General features: G+C 39.2%; 17 protein-coding genes, 4 pseudogenes and 1 riboswitch. Of the genes and pseudogenes, 15 read left to right on the top strand and 6 right to left on the bottom strand.

Annotated elements, in window-relative coordinates:
- The first annotated feature begins 21 nt into the window (after window positions 1-21).
- From HT736_RS07275 to HT736_RS11765, 14 genes and pseudogenes are all read left to right on the top strand, one after another.
- The gene (locus HT736_RS07275; protein WP_000760519.1) at window positions 22-711 is read left to right on the top strand and encodes a CPBP family intramembrane glutamic endopeptidase; all 690 of its coding nucleotides are present in this window, start codon (window positions 22-24) and stop codon (window positions 709-711) included.
- Between the two features lie 42 nt (window positions 712-753).
- Complete coding sequence (gene blpZ, locus HT736_RS07270; protein ID WP_172930888.1) at window positions 754-1,002, top strand: immunity protein BlpZ; 249 nt, start codon at window positions 754-756, stop codon at window positions 1,000-1,002.
- 29 nt (window positions 1,003-1,031) lie between these two features.
- Window positions 1,032-1,643, top strand: coding sequence for a type II CAAX endopeptidase family protein (locus HT736_RS07265; RefSeq protein ID WP_172930887.1), 612 nt, complete (start codon window positions 1,032-1,034; stop codon window positions 1,641-1,643).
- Between the two features lie 161 nt (window positions 1,644-1,804).
- Window positions 1,805-2,599, top strand: coding sequence for a phosphotransferase family protein (locus tag HT736_RS07260; protein WP_172930886.1), 795 nt, complete (start codon window positions 1,805-1,807; stop codon window positions 2,597-2,599).
- Complete coding sequence (gene trmB / locus HT736_RS07255) at window positions 2,596-3,231, top strand: tRNA (guanosine(46)-N7)-methyltransferase TrmB (RefSeq protein ID WP_172930885.1); 636 nt, start codon at window positions 2,596-2,598, stop codon at window positions 3,229-3,231. Before HT736_RS07260 ends, trmB begins: the two co-directional genes overlap by 4 nt.
- Before the next feature lie 125 nt (window positions 3,232-3,356).
- Entirely contained in the window at window positions 3,357-3,836 is a 480-nt protein-coding gene (rimP, locus tag HT736_RS07250; RefSeq protein ID WP_007284956.1) for a ribosome maturation factor RimP, read from the top strand.
- 43 nt (window positions 3,837-3,879) lie between these two features.
- On the top strand, window positions 3,880-5,016 hold the full coding sequence (gene nusA / locus HT736_RS07245; RefSeq protein WP_172930884.1) for a transcription termination factor NusA: 1,137 nt from the start codon (window positions 3,880-3,882) through the stop codon (window positions 5,014-5,016).
- 21 nt (window positions 5,017-5,037) lie between these two features.
- The gene (locus HT736_RS07240) at window positions 5,038-5,331 is read left to right on the top strand and encodes a YlxR family protein (protein WP_000857562.1); all 294 of its coding nucleotides are present in this window, start codon (window positions 5,038-5,040) and stop codon (window positions 5,329-5,331) included.
- Window positions 5,324-5,623 (top strand): YlxQ-related RNA-binding protein, encoded by a 300-nt coding sequence (locus HT736_RS07235; RefSeq protein WP_001041390.1) that lies wholly within the window; start codon window positions 5,324-5,326, stop codon window positions 5,621-5,623. Before HT736_RS07240 ends, HT736_RS07235 begins: the two co-directional genes overlap by 8 nt.
- Before the next feature lie 16 nt (window positions 5,624-5,639).
- Window positions 5,640-8,441, top strand: coding sequence for a translation initiation factor IF-2 (gene infB, locus HT736_RS07230; protein ID WP_172930883.1), 2,802 nt, complete (start codon window positions 5,640-5,642; stop codon window positions 8,439-8,441).
- A 165-nt stretch (window positions 8,442-8,606) separates the two neighbouring features.
- The gene (gene rbfA, locus HT736_RS07225) at window positions 8,607-8,957 is read left to right on the top strand and encodes a 30S ribosome-binding factor RbfA (RefSeq protein ID WP_001273597.1); all 351 of its coding nucleotides are present in this window, start codon (window positions 8,607-8,609) and stop codon (window positions 8,955-8,957) included.
- A 256-nt stretch (window positions 8,958-9,213) separates the two neighbouring features.
- Window positions 9,214-9,552 (top strand): annotated as a pseudogene (locus HT736_RS11770) (hypothetical protein); the annotation flags it as partial.
- Between the two features lie 139 nt (window positions 9,553-9,691).
- Window positions 9,692-10,454 (top strand): annotated as a pseudogene (locus HT736_RS07215) (DpnI domain-containing protein).
- Window positions 10,450-10,830: pseudogene (locus HT736_RS11765) on the top strand (DpnD/PcfM family protein); the annotation flags it as partial. The pseudogenes HT736_RS07215 and HT736_RS11765, both read left to right, overlap by 5 nt.
- A 63-nt stretch (window positions 10,831-10,893) precedes the next feature.
- Here the strand turns inward: HT736_RS11765 and dcm are convergent.
- The gene (dcm, locus tag HT736_RS07205; RefSeq protein WP_023935642.1) at window positions 10,894-12,159 is read right to left on the bottom strand and encodes a DNA (cytosine-5-)-methyltransferase; all 1,266 of its coding nucleotides are present in this window, start codon (window positions 12,157-12,159) and stop codon (window positions 10,894-10,896) included.
- A 116-nt stretch (window positions 12,160-12,275) separates the two neighbouring features.
- Here dcm and HT736_RS07200 point away from each other — a divergent pair, with 116 nt between their 5' ends.
- The gene (locus HT736_RS07200; protein ID WP_023935643.1) at window positions 12,276-13,766 is read left to right on the top strand and encodes a Sau3AI family type II restriction endonuclease; all 1,491 of its coding nucleotides are present in this window, start codon (window positions 12,276-12,278) and stop codon (window positions 13,764-13,766) included.
- A gap of 55 nt (window positions 13,767-13,821) precedes the next feature.
- Here HT736_RS07200 and HT736_RS07195 read toward each other — a convergent pair whose 3' ends face one another.
- The 5 genes and pseudogenes from HT736_RS07195 to HT736_RS07175 form a co-directional block, all read right to left on the bottom strand.
- On the bottom strand, window positions 13,822-15,084 hold the full coding sequence (locus HT736_RS07195; RefSeq protein WP_001194509.1) for a nucleobase:cation symporter-2 family protein: 1,263 nt from the start codon (window positions 15,082-15,084) through the stop codon (window positions 13,822-13,824).
- Window positions 15,084-15,665, bottom strand: coding sequence for a xanthine phosphoribosyltransferase (locus HT736_RS07190; protein ID WP_172929921.1), 582 nt, complete (start codon window positions 15,663-15,665; stop codon window positions 15,084-15,086). Before HT736_RS07190 ends, HT736_RS07195 begins: the two co-directional genes overlap by 1 nt.
- A 349-nt stretch (window positions 15,666-16,014) precedes the next feature.
- Window positions 16,015-16,110: riboswitch (purine riboswitch) on the bottom strand.
- Between the two features lie 338 nt (window positions 16,111-16,448).
- Window positions 16,449-16,688 carry a glyoxalase gene (locus HT736_RS07185; protein ID WP_050222918.1) on the bottom strand — a complete coding sequence of 80 codons (240 nt, stop codon included), beginning with the start codon at window positions 16,686-16,688 and terminating at the stop codon, window positions 16,449-16,451.
- Window positions 16,689-16,735: 47 nt separating this feature from the next.
- A pseudogene (locus HT736_RS07180) lies at window positions 16,736-16,831 on the bottom strand (glyoxalase); the annotation flags it as partial.
- An 11-nt stretch (window positions 16,832-16,842) separates the two neighbouring features.
- Window positions 16,843-17,670, bottom strand: coding sequence for an exodeoxyribonuclease III (locus HT736_RS07175; protein WP_172929920.1), 828 nt, complete (start codon window positions 17,668-17,670; stop codon window positions 16,843-16,845).
- Window positions 17,671-17,879 lie beyond the last annotated feature (209 nt).

The following is a 17,879-nucleotide window of genomic DNA, read 5'->3' as shown; positions in this document are numbered from 1 at the left end:
AAGAAATGAGGAAGAATTTCTATGAAAAAGTATCAACTTCTATTCAAAATAAGTGCAGTCTTCTCTTACTTATTTTTCGTATTTGGTCTTTCTCAGCTGACGCTTATCGTCCAAAATTATTGGCAATTTTCTTCCCAGATTGGCAATTTCGTCTGGATTCAAAATATCTTGAGTTTACTATTTAGCGGAGTCATGATTTGGATTCTGGTTAAGACAGGTCATGGTTATCTCTTTCACATTCCAAGAAAAAAATGGCTTTGGTATTCGATTTTGACAGTATTAGTGCTAGTGCTCCAGATCTCTTTTAACGTTCAGATAGCTAAACATGTTCAGTCAACTGCTGAAGGTTGGGCCGTATTGATCGGTTATAGTGGGACCAACTTTGCTGAGCTAGGTATCTATGTAACCCTGTTTTTCCTGACTCCACTAATGGAAGAGTTGATTTATAGGGGATTACTTCAACACGCCTTCTTTAAGCATTCGCGATTTGGCCTTGATTTGCTTCTTCCTTCCATTTTGTTTGCTCTTCCTCATTTTTCAAACTTACCTAGTCTGTTAGATATTTTCGTCTTTGCGACATTTGGCATCATCTTTGCCGGTTTGACCCGCTATACCAAGAGTATTTATCCATCCTATGCGGTGCATGTGATCAATAATATTGTAGCGACCTTCCCGTTTTTGCTCACTTTTCTACATAGGGTCTTGGGGTAAAAAAAGCAAAAGGCTTGCTTTTCAGCCATAGAGGAGGTTATCATGTATAAACGCTTATTTTTCCTAGATTCCAAAACCTTAGACTGGTTGACACCCTATATTCTAGTCTTGGCTTCTGACACCATTGCTTTTAATGTTTTTGTGCTAACCTTTGTGTCTGCGGTGGTCTTTAATTTCCTAAATTCCATGCTAGCTTTAATGGCTATATTCTTAGGGGCTGGCTATGTGGTCGGATTTTGGTTACTAAAATGGTTTGTTTTGGAAAGGCTAGAACTAAAGAATAACGCGTAGGAAGTCTGTTTGGTGAGGAGGATAATTTTATGGAGTTTTTTGATAAATTTCATGCCTTGTGCTTTGGATTTTTAGTACTAATAATCGTCATTACAGTTCCTTATACGATTAACCATGGGGACTTTTTTCAAAATGAATTTGCATTGATTCTTGTAAGTCTTCTAGTAACCTCGCTGAGCGTTGCTTATGCTAGAAAGTTTGAAATGATTTCTTTTGGGATGTTAAGCAAGAAAGACATTTTGCTTTTCATTACAATCTTTCTTCTAAGTCTGCTTGAGACGCTGGTTTATATTCATTTCTTCGCTATTTCTTCTGGCGCGGGAGTTCAACACTTGGCGGAAGTCCGCAGAGGAATTTCCCTGTCTTTGGTTTTGACTTCCTCAGTTTTTGGCCCCATCCAGGAGGAACTCATTTTCAGAGGACTTCTTCAAGGTGCGGTTTTTGACAATTCTTGGTTAGGGCTTGTGCTAACTTCCTCTCTCTTTTCTTTCATGCATGGACCTTCTAATGTGCCTTCGTTTATTTTTTATCTACTTGGGGGCTTGTTGCTGGGCTTTGCTTATAAAAAGAGCCAAAACCTATGGGTTTCTACTCTAGTTCACATGTTTTATAATGCTTGGCCACTCTTATATTATTTATAAAAATTATGAAAAGGTAAGCAGAAGACGGTGCTTGCCTTTTTCTTTCTATAATGATACCCAAGCCAATCCAGAGGCTTTTCTTTGAGAATCGGATGTGGAGCGGTTGACGAATAGGCCAAAAACTAGTAGAATAGTAAGGAAACTTTATACGGAGGAAAGAAATGGATTTGGGTGATAATGAGCTAACACTGACTCCCATACCTGGGAAGAGTGGCAAGGCTTATATGGGTAGCTATCCTGATGGGAAGCGCATCTTTGTAAAAATGAACACCTCTCCAATCCTACCTGGTCTAGCTAGAGAACAAATTGCTCCACAATTATTATGGAGTCGCCGTTTGGCAGATGGGCGTGATATGTGTGCTCAAGAATGGTTGACAGGCAAGATATTGACCCCCTATGATATGAATCGTAAACAAATCGTCAATATTTTAACCCGTCTTCATCGCTCACGTCCGTTGATGACACAGTTGAGTCGTTTGGGATATGCCATGGAAACACCTGTAGATTTACTACAGTCTTGGCAGGAAACGGCTCCAGATGCTTTGCGTAAAAATCATTTTATCAGTGAAGTGATGGCTGATTTACGTCAGACTATTCCAGGATTTAGAGAGGACTATGCGACCATTGTCCATGGAGATGTACGACATAGTAATTGGATTGAGACAGACAGTGGCTTGATTTATTTGGTAGATTGGGATTCGGTTCGCTTGACCGACCGCATGTTTGATGTGGCCCACATGCTCTGCCATTATATTCCAGAAAATCAGTGGAAGGAATGGTTGACCTACTACGGTTACAAGTACAATCAAACGGTATTAAATAAATTGTATTGGTACGGTCAATTGTCTTACTTGAGCCAGATTTCCAAGTATTATATGAACCAAGATTTAGAAAATGTCAATCGGGAGATTCATGGCTTGCGTCACTTCCGAGACAAGTATGGAAAGAGAAGATGAGAGTTAGAAATCGTAAAGGGGCAACAGAATTACTAGAGGCAAATCCCCAGTATGTGGTCCTTAATCCCTTAGAAGCCAAGGGAAAATGGCGGGACTTGTTTGGCAATGATAATCCCATTCATGTGGAAGTTGGGAGTGGAAAGGGTGCCTTTGTTTCAGGTATGGCCAAACAAAACCCTAACATCAACTATATCGGGATTGATATTCAAAAGTCTGTTTTGAGTTACGCTTTAGACAAGGTTCTTGAAGTTGGAGTGCCTAACATCAAGCTCTTGTGGGTAGATGGTTCTGACTTGACAGACTACTTTGAAGACGGTGAGATTGATCGCTTGTATCTGAACTTTTCAGATCCTTGGCCTAAAAAACGCCATGAAAAGCGTCGTTTGACCTACAAGACCTTCTTGGATACCTTCAAACGTATCTTGCCTGAAAATGGAGAAATTCATTTCAAGACGGATAACCGTGGCTTGTTTGAGTACAGTTTAGTGAGCTTTTCTCAGTATGGCATGAAGCTCAATGGTGTCTGGCTAGACTTACATGCCAGTGATTTTGAAGGCAATGTCATGACAGAATACGAGCAAAAATTCTCCAATAAGGGGCAAGTTATCTACCGAGTTGAGGTAGAATTTTAAGAAATAGCCTGAAATCAGGCTGTATAAGTGCTTTTGCTTTACATAAGTTAGCAAATGTGCTATACTAAGAGTAAGAATATGAAAAGTGAGGCGGGGAAATATCTTCGCCTCTTGCTTATGAGGAGGTGGACGCAATCGCAACAATCGTAGAATTAGTCAGAGAAGTTGTAGAACCTGTCATAGAAGCTCCTTTCGAGCTCGTGGATATCGAGTATGGAAAGATTGGCAGTGACATGATTCTCAGTATTTTTGTAGATAAACCTGAAGGAATTACCTTGAACGACACGGCAGACTTGACAGAAATGATCAGTCCTGTCCTAGATACCATCAAGCCAGATCCCTTCCCAGAACAATATTTCCTAGAAATCACCAGTCCAGGTTTGGAACGTCCTTTAAAAACCAAGGATGCCGTTGCTGGAGCAGTTGGGGAATACATCCATGTCGGGCTCTACCAAGCCATCGATAAGCAAAAGGTCTTTGAAGGAACCTTGTTGGCCTTCGAAGAGGACGAGTTGACTATGGAATATATGGACAAGACGCGTAAGAAAACCGTCCAAATTCCATACAGTTTAGTATCAAAAGCACGTTTAGCAGTTAAATTATAGAAAAAGAAAGGATAGCTTTTGAGGATTCAAAAGTGAAGAAAACATGAGTAAAGAAATGCTAGAGGCCTTCCGCATTTTGGAAGAAGACAAGGGAATCAAAAAAGAAGACATCATCGACGCAGTAGTAGAGTCGCTTCGTTCCGCTTATCGCAGACGCTATGGTCAGTCAGACAGCGTAGCTATTGACTTCAACGAAAAAACAGGTAACTTTACAGTTTATACTGTCCGTGAAGTTGTTGATGAAGTATTTGATAGCCGTTTGGAAATCAGCTTGAAAGATGCTCTTGCCATTAATTCAGCTTATGAACTTGGAGACAAAATCAAGTTTGAAGAAGCACCAGCTGAGTTTGGTCGTGTAGCAGCCCAATCTGCCAAACAAACCATCATGGAAAAAATGCGCAAGCAAACACGTGCCATCACTTACAATACTTACAAAGAACATGAGCAAGAAATCATGTCTGGTACAGTAGAACGCTTTGACAACCGCTTTATCTATGTCAACCTTGGTAGCATCGAAGCCCAATTGTCAAAACAAGACCAAATTCCTGGAGAAGTTTTTGCTTCTCATGATCGTATCGAAGTTTATGTTTACAAGGTTGAAGACAACCCTCGTGGTGTGAACGTCTTTGTTAGCCGTAGCCATCCAGAAATGATCAAACGTTTGATGGAGCAAGAAATTCCAGAAGTTTATGATGGAACTGTTGAAATCATGAGCGTGGCTCGTGAAGCAGGTGACCGTACGAAGGTTGCTGTTCGTAGCCACAATCCAAACGTGGATGCTATCGGTACAATCGTTGGACGTGGTGGTGCTAATATCAAGAAGATTACTAGCAAATTCCACCCAGCTCGTTACGATGCTAAAAATGACCGCATGGTACCAATCGAAGAAAATATCGATGTTATCGAGTGGGTAGCAGATCCAGCTGAATTTATCTACAATGCCATCGCTCCTGCTGAGGTTGACCAAGTTATCTTTGATGAAAACGACAGCAAACGTGCCTTGGTGGTTGTTCCAGATAACAAGCTTTCTCTTGCCATTGGTCGTCGTGGACAAAACGTGCGCTTGGCGGCTCACTTGACTGGTTACCGTATCGATATCAAGTCTGCTAGCGAATTTGAAGCCATGGAAGAAGCTGATTCAGTAGAGTTGGAAGTAGAAAACGATACTGTAGAAGAATAAAAGCTGCTAGAGGAGGGAAAGATGAAAACGAGAAAAATCCCTTTGCGCAAGTCTGTTGTGTCCAATGAAGTGATTGATAAGCGTGATTTGCTTCGTATTGTCAAGAACAAGGAAGGACAAGTCTTTATCGATCCGACAGGCAAGGCCAATGGCCGCGGCGCTTATATCAAACTAGACAATGCAGAAGCCCTAGAGGCGAAAAAGAAGAAGGTCTTTAACCGCAGCTTTAGCATGGAAGTGGAAGAAAGCTTTTATGATGAGTTGATCGCTTATGTGGATCACAAAGTGAAAAGAAGAGAGTTAGGACTTGAATAAGCAAAAGATAAGTAATCTCTTGGGACTTGCTCAGCGAGCAGGGCGTATCATATCGGGTGAGGAATTGGTGGTCAAGGCCATTCAAGACGGCAAGGCCAAGTTGGTCTTTCTAGCCCATGATGCTGGACCCAACCTGACCAAGAAGATTCAAGATAAAAGTCATTATTATCAAGTAGAAATTGTAACCGTGTTTTCAACACTGGAATTAAGCATAGCAGTCGGAAAATCGAGAAAGGTTTTGGCTGTAACAGATGCTGGATTTACAAAGAAAATGAGGTCTCTTATGGAATAGAAGAGGAGGACATGATTTGTCTAAGAAAAGATTGTACGAAATCGCAAAAGAACTTGGAAAAGAAAGTAAAGAAGTTGTAGCGCGTGCAAAAGAGTTGGGCTTGGATGTGAAAAGCCACTCATCAAGTGTGGAAGAAGCTGTCGCTGCAAAAATTGCTGCCAGCTTTAAGCCTGCAGCTGCTCCGAAAGTAGAACCAAAACCTGCAGCACCAAAAGTAAGTGCAGAAAAGAAAGCCGAAAAATCTGAGCCAGCTAAACCAGCTGTAGCTAAGGAAGAGGCAAAACCTGCTGAGCCAGTCGCTCCGAAAACAGAAAAAGTAGCAGCTAAACCGCAAAGTCGTAATTTCAAGGCTGAGCGTGAAGCTCGTGCCAAAGAACAGGCAGAACGACGCAAGCAAAATAAGGGCAATAACCGTGACCAACAACAAAACGGAAACCGTCAGAAAAACGACGGTCGCAATGGTGGAAAACAAGGTCAAGGCAACCGCGATAATCGTCGCTTTAATGATCAAGCTAAGAAACAGCAAGGTCAGCAAAATCGAGGAAATGAACGCCGTCAACAAGAGGATAAACGTCCAAATCAAGCGGCTCCACGTGTTGACTTTAAAGCCCGTGCAGCAGCCCTAAAAGCAGAGCAAAATGCTGAATATGCACGTTCAAGTGAGGAACGTTTCAAGCAGTATCAGGCTGCTAAAGAAGCCTTGGCTCAAGCTAACAAACGCAAGGAACCAGAGGAAATCTTTGAAGAAGCGGCTAAGTTAGCTGAACAAGCGCAACAAGCACAGCAAGTTCAAGCAGTGGTTGAAGTCGTCCCTGAGAAAAAAGAACCTGCAGTGGATACACGTCGTAAAAAACAAGCTCGACCAGACAAAAATCGTGACGATTATGATCATGAAGAAGATGGTCCTAGAAAACAACAAAAGAATCGAAGTAGTCAAAATCAAGTGAGAAATCAAAAGAATAGTAACTGGAATAACAACAAAAAGAACAAAAAAGGCAATAACAAGAACAACCGCAATCAGACTCCAAAACCTGTTACAGAGCGTAAATTCCATGAATTGCCAACAGAATTTGAGTATACAGATGGTATGACCGTTGCGGAAATCGCAAAACGTATCAAACGTGAACCAGCTGAAATTGTTAAGAAACTCTTTATGATGGGTGTCATGGCCACACAAAACCAATCCTTGGATGGGGAAACAATTGAACTCCTCATGGTGGATTACGGTATCGAAGCCAAACAAAAGGTTGAAGTGGATAATGCTGACATCGAACGTTTCTTTGTCGAAGATGGTTATCTCAATGAAGATGAATTGGTTGAGCGTCCACCAGTTGTTACTATCATGGGACACGTTGACCACGGTAAAACAACCCTTTTGGATACTCTTCGTAACTCACGTGTTGCGACAGGTGAAGCAGGTGGTATTACTCAGCATATCGGTGCCTACCAAATCGTGGAAAATGGTAAGAAGATTACCTTCCTTGATACACCAGGACACGCGGCCTTTACATCAATGCGTGCGCGTGGTGCTTCTGTTACCGATATTACGATCTTGGTCGTAGCGGCAGATGACGGGGTTATGCCTCAGACTATTGAAGCCATCAACCACTCAAAAGCAGCTAACGTTCCAATCATCGTAGCCATTAACAAGATTGATAAACCAGGTGCTAACCCAGAACGCGTTATCGGTGAATTGGCAGAGCATGGAGTTATGTCAACTGCTTGGGGTGGAGATTCTGAATTTGTTGAAATCTCAGCTAAATTCAACCAAAACATCGAAGAATTGTTGGAAACAGTCCTTCTTGTAGCTGAAATTCAAGAACTCAAGGCAGACCCAACAGTGCGTGCGATCGGTACAGTTATCGAAGCGCGCTTGGATAAAGGAAAAGGTGCGGTCGCAACCCTTCTTGTTCAACAAGGTACCTTGAATGTTCAAGACCCAATCGTTGTCGGAAATACCTTCGGTCGTGTCCGTGCTATGACCAATGACCTTGGTCGTCGTGTTAAGGTAGCAGGTCCATCAACGCCAGTTTCAATCACAGGTTTGAACGAAGCGCCAATGGCGGGTGACCACTTTGCTGTCTACGAAGATGAAAAATCTGCGCGTGCAGCAGGTGAAGAGCGTGCCAAACGTGCCCTCATGAAACAACGTCAAGCTACCCAACGTGTTAGCCTTGAAAACCTCTTTGATACCCTTAAAGCTGGTGAACTCAAGTCTGTTAACGTTATCATTAAGGCTGACGTACAAGGTTCTGTTGAAGCCCTTTCTGCATCACTTCAGAAAATCGATGTGGAAGGTGTCAAAGTGACCATCGTCCACTCAGCGGTCGGTGCTATCAATGAATCTGACGTGACCCTTGCCGAAGCTTCAAATGCCTTTATCGTTGGTTTCAACGTACGCCCTACACCACAAGCTCGTCAACAAGCAGAAGCTGACGATGTGGAAATTCGTCTCCACAGCATTATCTATAAGGTTATCGAAGAGATGGAAGAAGCCATGAAAGGGATGCTTGATCCAGAATTCGAAGAAAAAGTTATCGGTGAAGCAGTTATTCGTGAAACCTTCAAGGTGTCTAAAGTGGGAACTATCGGTGGATTTATGGTTATCAACGGTAAGGTTGCCCGTGACTCTAAAGTCCGTGTTATCCGTGATGGTGTCGTTATCTATGATGGTGAACTCGCAAGCTTGAAACACTATAAAGACGACGTTAAGGAAGTTACAAACGGCCGTGAAGGTGGATTGATGATCGACGGCTACAATGATATTAAGATGGATGATGTGATTGAGGCCTATGTCATGGAAGAAATCAAGAGATAATAGAGAAACGATAGCTCATTTGACTCGTCGTCAACAGCGCCTTGATGAACTTCAGTTCTATCTAAGGCTTGTTTCCTAGATTCAAATGGCTCTAGTTCCTCTATCTAATAAAAATAGCTAGGTCTGCTGGCCTAGCTTTTGGTTCAAAGTAGAGAAAGGAATATCATGGCAAATCATTTCCGTACAGATCGTGTGGGCATGGAAATCAAGCGTGAAGTCAATGAGATTTTGCAAAAGAAAGTCCGTGATCCACGTGTCCAAGGTGTGACCATCACAGATGTTCAGATGCTGGGTGACTTGTCTGTTGCCAAGGTTTATTACACCATTTTGAGTAACCTTGCTTCGGATATCCAAAAAGTCCAAATCGGGCTTGAAAAAGCAACTGGTACCATCAAACGTGAACTTGGTCGCAATTTGAAATTGTACAAAATCCCAGATTTGACCTTCGTCAAAGACGAGTCCATCGAGTATGGAAACAAGATTGACGAGATGCTACGCAATCTGGATAAGAACTAAAGAAGAGGGGCAACCCTCTTTTTTGGTGGAGAAAAAGGCAATAAAACATGATGGGGGAATCTTTCTAGACTTATACTCAATGAAAATCAAAGAGCAAACTAGGAAACTAGCCGCAGGCTGTACTGGAGTAGGGCAAGGTGAAGCTGACGTAGTTTGAATTTGATTTTCGAAGAGTATTAAAAATTATTAAAAAGATTTATAAAATTTAGATAGTGTGATATTATGAGATAAAGATACAAGAGAAAGAGGTATTTATATGGCTGAACAAGACTTAGCTATGCAAGTATTGCAACAAGTGGTGAAACTACCTGTTGTTAAGGTTGATCGTTCGAAGTTTTTAGTGGATAAGTTTTCCAAAGAATTAGATTCACAGGACATTCCTACCTTATTAGAACAAGGCCCAACGTCTCTCTTATCTTAAGAAATCTTAGATCGAGTGGCTAATGTCTGTATTAGGGATAATGTTTTATTAGCGAGTGGGACTTCTGTTGTTGCAGGATTACCAGGTGGACTTGCCATGGCAATTACCATACCAGCGAATATAGCTCAATTTTATGCTTTTTCTTTAAAATTAGCTCAAGAACTAGGGTATATTTTATGAGATATGTGAGAAGGAAATATAAAAGAGAATGATGAAATACAAATGTAATAGGTACATATATGTGGTATACTAGTTATAGTAGATTTTAATTGCTTATATCGAGTGAATTCTCATATTAGTGAGGAATTTTTAAATGGAATTACAATTTAATTTAGAACTAGTAGAAACCTATAAAAGTAATAGTCAGAAGGCACGTATCTTAATGGAGGATTGGGTTTATCGTCAGTCTTATTGCCCTAATTGTGGGAAAAATCCTTTAAATCATTTTGAAAATAATAGACCTGTAGCAGATTTTTACTGTAATCATTGTAGTGAGGAGTTTGAACTAAAGAGCAAAAAAGGAAATTTTTCATCAACAATCAATGATGGTGCTTATGCAACGATGATGGAGCGTGTGCAGGTAGATAATAATTCTAATTTCTTTTTTAACTTATACAAAAAATTTTGAGGTAAATAATTTTCTTGTCCTTCCGAAGCAATTTGTTACACCGAAATCAATTATTCAAAGGAAGCCACTTGCGCCAACTGCTAGACGAGCAGGTTGGATTGGTTGTAACATTGATTTATCACAAGTACTTTCTAAAGGAAGAATATTTTTTGTGAAAAATGGACAAGTTAGAGATCCAGAAAAAGTTACAAAAGAATTTAAGCAAAGTTTATTTTTAAGGAAGAACTCTCTTTCAGTAAGAGGTTGGACAATAGAAATTCTAAATTGTATAGATAAGATAGAGGGTTCAGAATTTACCCTTGAAGATATGTATCGTTTTGAAAGTGACCTAAAAAATATCTTTGTTAAGAACAATCATATCAAAGAAAAGATTAGGCAACAGCTTCAAATATTAAGAGACAAAGAAATAATAGAATTTAAAGGTAGAGGAAAGTATCGGAAATTATGAAAACTTATGTGTAATGGTTTATACTTTATCAGACCCTGATTGTGTGAGGTGGTTGTCTGAAAATATGGAGTTTGGTGATGAGAAACAACTTTTTTTATTGAATAAAAAATATAGCTGGGAATATGGAGATGAATTACCAGAGTGGTTGGAAAGCCCAAAACTATATAGATTATTGCTAATAAGTGAATGATTGGAAAGCAATTTAAAACTGAAAAAGTATACAGTAGAAATTACAGAAACTTTATCACGTTTAGTAAGTATAGAGGCTGAAAATCCAGATGAAGCCGAACGACTTGTAAGAGAAAAGTATAAGAGTTGTGAAATTGTTCTTGATTCAGATGATTTTCAGAACTATGACACTAGCATATATGATTAGATAGATGTTTTTATTTTGTCACACAAAAAAGAGGCTCGCACCTCTTTTTTAGTTTCAGATAAATTAATCAATTTTTTTAATAAATTTAGCAATTTCTTTTACAATCTCAGTAACCAAAGCATTTCCCATAAAAAACATTCTCATTTTATCAGATACCTCTACAATAGATCCATCTGACAATTTCTTTTTAGCTGTCCAATCATCTGGGAAATCCTGAAGGCGTTCAGCTTCAATGGGTGTAATTAATCTATATTTATTGTTTACAAATAATAAATGTGTGGAACGATTAACTGTTCCTTCGGATGTAAGCATTGTTCGTCCTGGAAGGTTTAAATCATCATAAGGGGACATTCCTCCTTCTGAATAGATGTATTGATGTCCGTCAGAGGATGTTCGTTCAATTTTCTTAGGTCCTCTAAGATATTGAAATTTTTCCAATTTTGACTGATCAGTTAAAAAATATTTTTCAGGTACTTCAGACTCATCTTGAAGAATTTCTCCTAGAGTGATAGGATTGCCATTGTAATTAGGTTCTGTATCAATAGAATAGTATTTTCCATGTCTCATAATTCCTGTATTCCAAACAGTACCAGTAAAAGTATCTGAAACTTCAACTATATCATTTGGTAACTCATAAAACACATGACGATTTTTAACTGCTATAGGTTTAATAGGAAATTGTTTTGCAAATAGACCTTGATTGAAAATATAGTCATCATACCTATTCTCTTCAAAGATTTCTTCATTTTTTTCGTAAAGATTGTCATTTTTTTGGGCAAAGACTGTATCATTTCGATATACGAAAAAGAATACACGACGTCTTCGTTGGCTTCTTCCATACTCAGCAGCATTAATAACTCTCCACTCTACAGAATATCCAAGGTTATTAAAAGCTGTTAGCATGATTGCAAAATCACGTCCTCTCTGTTTTGAGGGCGCTTTTAAAAGCCTATCCACGTTTTCCAGAATTAAGTATTTGGGTTTAATGATTTCAGTTGCTCTAATGATTTCCCAAAATAAAACTCCTTTTTTTCCTTCAATACCTTTTTCATCTTTCTTGCTACGCGCAACAGAGTAATCTTGGCAAGGAAAACCACCGACAATCATATCGGCATCCATTTTGGAAAATTGTTCGTCTGTTACATCAGAGATACTAATATTGATGTTTTCGCTATTGGGGAAGTGATAATCATAGACCTCAAATGCGTCTTGAGATTTACGAGATGGTTCCCATTGGTTTGCCCATTTTGTTTTAAAGAGTTGCTTATCGGCATTTTCTAATCCTATCCGAAAACCGCCAACTCCAGCAAATAGTTCGAGAACTTTCATCTTTTCTCCTTCATTTTTTTACAGTTTAATCCATTATATACTATTTTCAATGATTGATCAAGTATTAATGTTTGCTTTAGTTTAATTTGATATAATATAAAAGATAGGAGAAGAAAATGGATCAAAACTTATTTAACTATAACGATGAAGATATCGATAGTGTTATTGAATATTCTCATAAACTATTAAATAGAAAATTTTCCGATGTTATGGAGGAGTATAATCGTTCGCTTTATAAATCATATGACGATTATAATGATAGAGTAGTCTCTGAGGTACAAGATAAAGCAATTAGTATGAAGTCAAAAGGGCAGTATGGGAATTATATTGAAAAATATTTCTATGGTTATCAGCCAAATAGTGACTCGGAAGCTGACTTTGAAAAAATAGGTGTAGAATTAAAAGTTACTCCTTTTAAGATAAACAAAAATGGGACACTTAGTGCAAAAGAACGACTTGTATTAACAATACTAAACTATATGGAGGAAAATTTAGAGGATTTTTACTCCACTCATTTATGGAAAAAATGTGCAAAGATTTTGTTATTGTTTTACAATGGCTTAATTCCCAATCAAACAATGAAGGACTATGTCATTGAAAAAATATTTTTATATGAATGGTTTGAGGAGGATATGGCAGTCATCCTTGAAGACTATCAGAAGATTACAGACAAAATCAAAAATGGAAAGGCACATGAATTATCAGAATCAGATGGAAACTATTTATCAACTTGTACAAAAGGTGCAGGTAAAGGAAAGGATTTAAGACAGCAACCATTTAGTCATGAATTAGCAAAACAAAGAGCTTGGGAATTAAAATCAAGTTATATGACCTATCTGATTAATCATAAAATCTTTAACCAATCAGATCAAGAAAGTGTTTTGGCTAATTTTAGGGGTGAAAAAAAGTCATTTACTGAGGTTATTGCAGAGAAGATTCTTTCCTACAAAGGTTTCTCTGAACAAAAGTTATATGATAGATTTGAAGTGAATCCCAAGGCAAAAGGTAAGAATAGTACTCTGATTAGAAAAATTTTAGGCTTGACAGGGGATTTGGATAAGACCAAAGAATTTCAAAAAGCAAACATGAATTTGAGAGTTATTCGAGTAGATAAGAATAATTTACCTAAGGAAGACTCTCCATTTAAAACTTATTGTTTTAAAGAATTAGCAGAAACAGATAGTTGGGAATCATCACATGTTTATAATGAAATTTATAATAAACGATTCCTTTTCGTTATTTTTAAGGAAATTGAACCTAAGCTATTTGTATTAGATTCTATCAAATTTTGGGGATTTCAGGATAGACAATTAGAAGAAATCCAAAGAGTGTGGCAGGAAACTAGACAAATTATTTCTGACGGAGTTAAATTAACTCAAAATGGTAATAAAGTTTCAACTAATTTCCCTCAAAGTAAGATAAATAGAATTCTATTTACGAAATTACATGCTACCAATGCTTACTATGAAATTGAAAAAGGAAAATTTGTTGGGAAAGGCTCATTATCTGATACAGATGAACTTCCAGATGGACGTAGGATTACAAAACACTCCTTTTGGATGCCTAAGAAGTTTATAAAAGAAATATTAGATGGGAATTGGGATTGATAGTATTTATAATCAATTTGTGATAAACAAAAAAAGAGGCTCGCACCTCTTTTTCTTATTGCTTTTTATGATTTAATACAGCATTGAGTACAATGGCGAGTAGGCTAGCTACGACGATTCCGTTTGAGAAGAACATTTGGAAGGCTGTCGGCATGCTGACAAAGAGATTACTGTTGTTGAGTCCGACACCTGCAGCGATGGATACAGCTGCGATAAGGAAGTTATGTTCATTGTTAGCAAAGTCAACACGGGCGAGGATTTGCATTCCTTGAATGGATACAAAACCAAACATCACCAGCATGGCACCACCGAGGACAGGGCTCGGAATGATTTGAGCAAGGGCACCAAACTTAGGAAGGAGTCCAAGGAGAACCAGGAAACCAGCTGCGTAGTAGATTGGCAGGCGAGTCTTGATACCTGATAATTTAACCAAACCAACGTTTTGTGAAAATCCTGTGTAAGGGAAGGTGTTAAAGATTCCTCCGAGAAGTACGGCCAAACCTTCTGCGCGGTAACCGTTGCGCAGGCGCGTGCTGTCGATTGGATCTTTCGTGATATCAGACAAGGCTAGGTAAACACCAGTCGACTCAACCATAGACACCGTTGCGATGATACACATCATGACAATAGATGAGATTTCAAAGGTTGGCATCCCAAAGTAGAGTGGAGTTGGGACATGGACAAGTGGTGCTGACGCAACAGGAGAGAAGTCCACCAAACCCATGCTAGCAGCAATGGCGGTTCCAACAACCAGACCAATCAAAATAGAGATAGACTTGATAAATCCTTTGGTAAAGATGTTGATCAAGAGGATAATCAGAACAGTAATAGCTGCAAGCAAGAGACTTTGACCAGTTGGTTCTGGAACGTTATTTCCCATATTTCCAATAGCGACAGGGATCAAGGTTAAACCAATCGTGGTAATAACAGATCCTGTTACGATAGATGGGAAGAGATTGGCTACTTTTGAGAAGATACCTGAAACAAGAACCACGTAAATCCCTGATGCGATAAGGGCACCAAACATAGCGCCACTACCATGGCTTTGCCCAATCATAATCAAGGGAGCTACCGACTGGAAGGCAACCCCAAGAACGACTGGTAGCCCAATCCCAAAGTATTTGTTGAGTTGGAGTTGGAGGAAGGTTGCCACACCACACATGAAGATATCTGTGGAAATCAGGTAGGTCAACTGCTCAGTTGAATAGCCAAGGGCTGTCGCAATCATGATGGGAACCAGGATAGATCCTGAGTACATGGCTAGTAAGTGCTGCAAGCCAAGAACGGCTGCTTGCGAGTGTTTTTCTTGAGTTTGCATTAGAGATCTGCCTCCTTAAATACGACCTGACCATTTTCAAAACGATCCAAACGAGCGAGTGATAGGACAGGGTAGCCTGCTTTTTCAAGCAAATCACGGCCATCTTGGAAGGATTTTTCAATCACAATACCGATAGCTTCGACTGTGGCACCAGCTTGTTCGATGATTTGAATCAAGCCTTTGGCAGCTTGGCCATTAGCAAGGAAATCGTCGATAATCAAGACCTTGTCCTCTGGTGAGAGGAATTTTCCAGCGATAGAAACGGTGCTGGTTACCTGCTTGGTAAAGGAGTAGACTTGAGCAGTTAAGATGCCTTCGTTCATGGTGATGTTCTTAGCTTTTTTGGCGAAAATCATGGGAACGTTTAAGGCTTCAGCTGTAAAAACGGCTGGGGCAATACCCGACGCTTCAATGGTTACGACCTTGGTAATGCCAGTAGCAGCAAATTTTTCCGCAAAAACCTTACCAATCTCTCGCATCAAGCTAAAGTCAACTTGGTGGGTTAAAAAGGAATCTACCTTGAGGATGTTATCACCCAAGATATGCCCATCCTTGAGGATGCGCTCTTCTAATAATTTCATAAGACCTCCTAAAGTTTAAAAGCTAATTTACTTGTTGTTTAAATGTTTCTATAGTGATCCCTTTTGCTAATACTATATATTTGATAAAACTATTACGAGCGAAGCGAGTCTTATCAAATATTTCCCGTTGTAGTGGTATCATAGACAATAATCTTGTTATTGTCTATGACGGGATTTTTGAGACTTTTGGCTCAAAAATTAGGGATGAAATTCCCTGGATTCCTGAAATTATTCACAGGATAATTTCACCTCCCGTCCGCACTAATTAAGGGAAATATTAAAAATATTCAAAAAAGACCTACTTAATCTCTAAGTAAGTCCCCAAAATAGGCATGGCAAAAACACCCCTACCTCACTCTGACTTACTTATTGTTAGGTGTTCCGGCACCTTGTAGAAACGTCGTGCCAATTCACGACATAAACAAGTAAAATGATATTCAATTTTAAATAGGCTTGAGCCAATGTTTTTATTTTACACTAAATAACTTTAGAAATCAAATATTTTGTTAGTGTTTTGGTTTGAAAAACGAACAAAATGAAGACAAATAGACAAATTTTCAATTGTAAGCTAACATTTGTACTCAATGAAAATAAAAGAGCAAAGTAGGAAGCTAGCCGCAGGCTGTACTTGAGTACGGTAAGGCGACGCTGACGTGGTTTGAAGAGATTTTCGAAGAGTATTAGAAGATTTTTTCATCATAAAAGGCATATTATCAAGATTTTTCAAAACTTGACAATATGCCTTTCTCTAACTTTAAAGATTTTTTCCCAATCTTTATTATTCTACTCGCTAAATCTTAAAAAATAGCCATCTGGATCCAAAACTGCAAATTCATGAGGATATATAAAGCTATCTCCTACTCGAAATTCTCTTTTTGTCAGGGGACGATGGATAGGATAGTTTGCCTCCATCACTTTTTGATAGAGTTTTGGAACATCCTTTATGCCAAAGGAGAGATTGACTCCACGACCAAAGGGGTAGGTCAGTTCAGCTAGTTGATCCTTTGTTCCCTCCTCTAACATTAGTTGACACTCTTCAAGAGAAAGAGAAAGTTTTCTTCTGGACGTTAGTATTCAGTCCTAAAACCCAGTAAACCACAGTAGAAGGACCGGGACTGTTCGATATTCGATACAAGAAACTCGGGAATGACCGCATTGTAGTCCATATAGAAAATCCTTACAAGTCAATTTCCAAGACAATCGGTGTATGGTCTTGGCGAGCACCTGAGTCAATCATATCAGATTTAGTGACCTTGTCAGCGATACGGTTACTTGTGAGCCAGTAGTCGATTCTCCAGCCTGTATTGTTGATTTTAGAAGTTTTGCTGCGTTGTGCCCACCAAGTGTAGCGTTCAGGAACATCGCCATGAACATGGCGGAAGGTGTCTGTAAATCCAGTTGCCAAAAGGTTGGTAAATCCAGCACGTTCCTCGTCAGTAAATCCAGGTGAACGGCGGTTGCTAGCAGGATTTGCAAGGTCGATTTCATTGTGGGCTACGTTGTAGTCACCGGTCGCAAGGACTGGTTTTTCTTTGTCTAGTTCAGCCAAATACTCAGCATATTTAACATCCCAGACTTGGCGTTCTTCCAAGCGTTTGAGACCGTCACCAGCGTTTGGAGTGTAAACTTGGGTTACGAAAAATGCATCAAATTCTAGAGTGATGATACGGCCTTCCAAGTCCATGGTAGAAGGGGCACCAATTTCTGGGAAAGTGACAGTGGGTGTGAGTTCTTTCTTATAGAGGAACATGGTTCCAGCATAGCCTTTACGGGCGGGCTCTTGGGAAGAGCGCCACGTGTTTTCGTAGCCTGGGAAGAGTTCTTCTAAAATTTCCAAGTGTTTCTTTGTAGGCCCTTTGGCAGAAAGCTTGGTTTCTTGGATAGCGATGATATCAGCATTTTCAGCGACCAAGGTTTGTAGGACTTCTTGGGACAATTTCGCGCGAGCTGAGTCACTAGTTAGGGCAGCATTGAGAGAATCAATATTCCATGAGATAAGTTTCATAAAGTTACCTTTTTCATTCAGATTATAGATTTTATTATACCAAAAAAAGGTCTATTTCCCCAACGTATGGTTTGAAAATTACTCTTTAGACTTTATCCTGAGAAAATAAAAATTCCCTAAACTATTTAGAAAAAAATCTAAATAGTTCTTGTGTTTAGAATAGAAAGGTGTATAATGGTATTTAGAAAAACATCTAAATAGAAAGTGAA

Source organism: Streptococcus sp. 339 (genome assembly GCF_013277285.1).
Classification (GTDB): domain Bacteria; phylum Bacillota; class Bacilli; order Lactobacillales; family Streptococcaceae; genus Streptococcus; species Streptococcus pseudopneumoniae.
The sequence above is the reverse complement of the archived record's forward strand: the minus strand, read 5'-3'. Positions and strand labels throughout refer to the sequence as shown.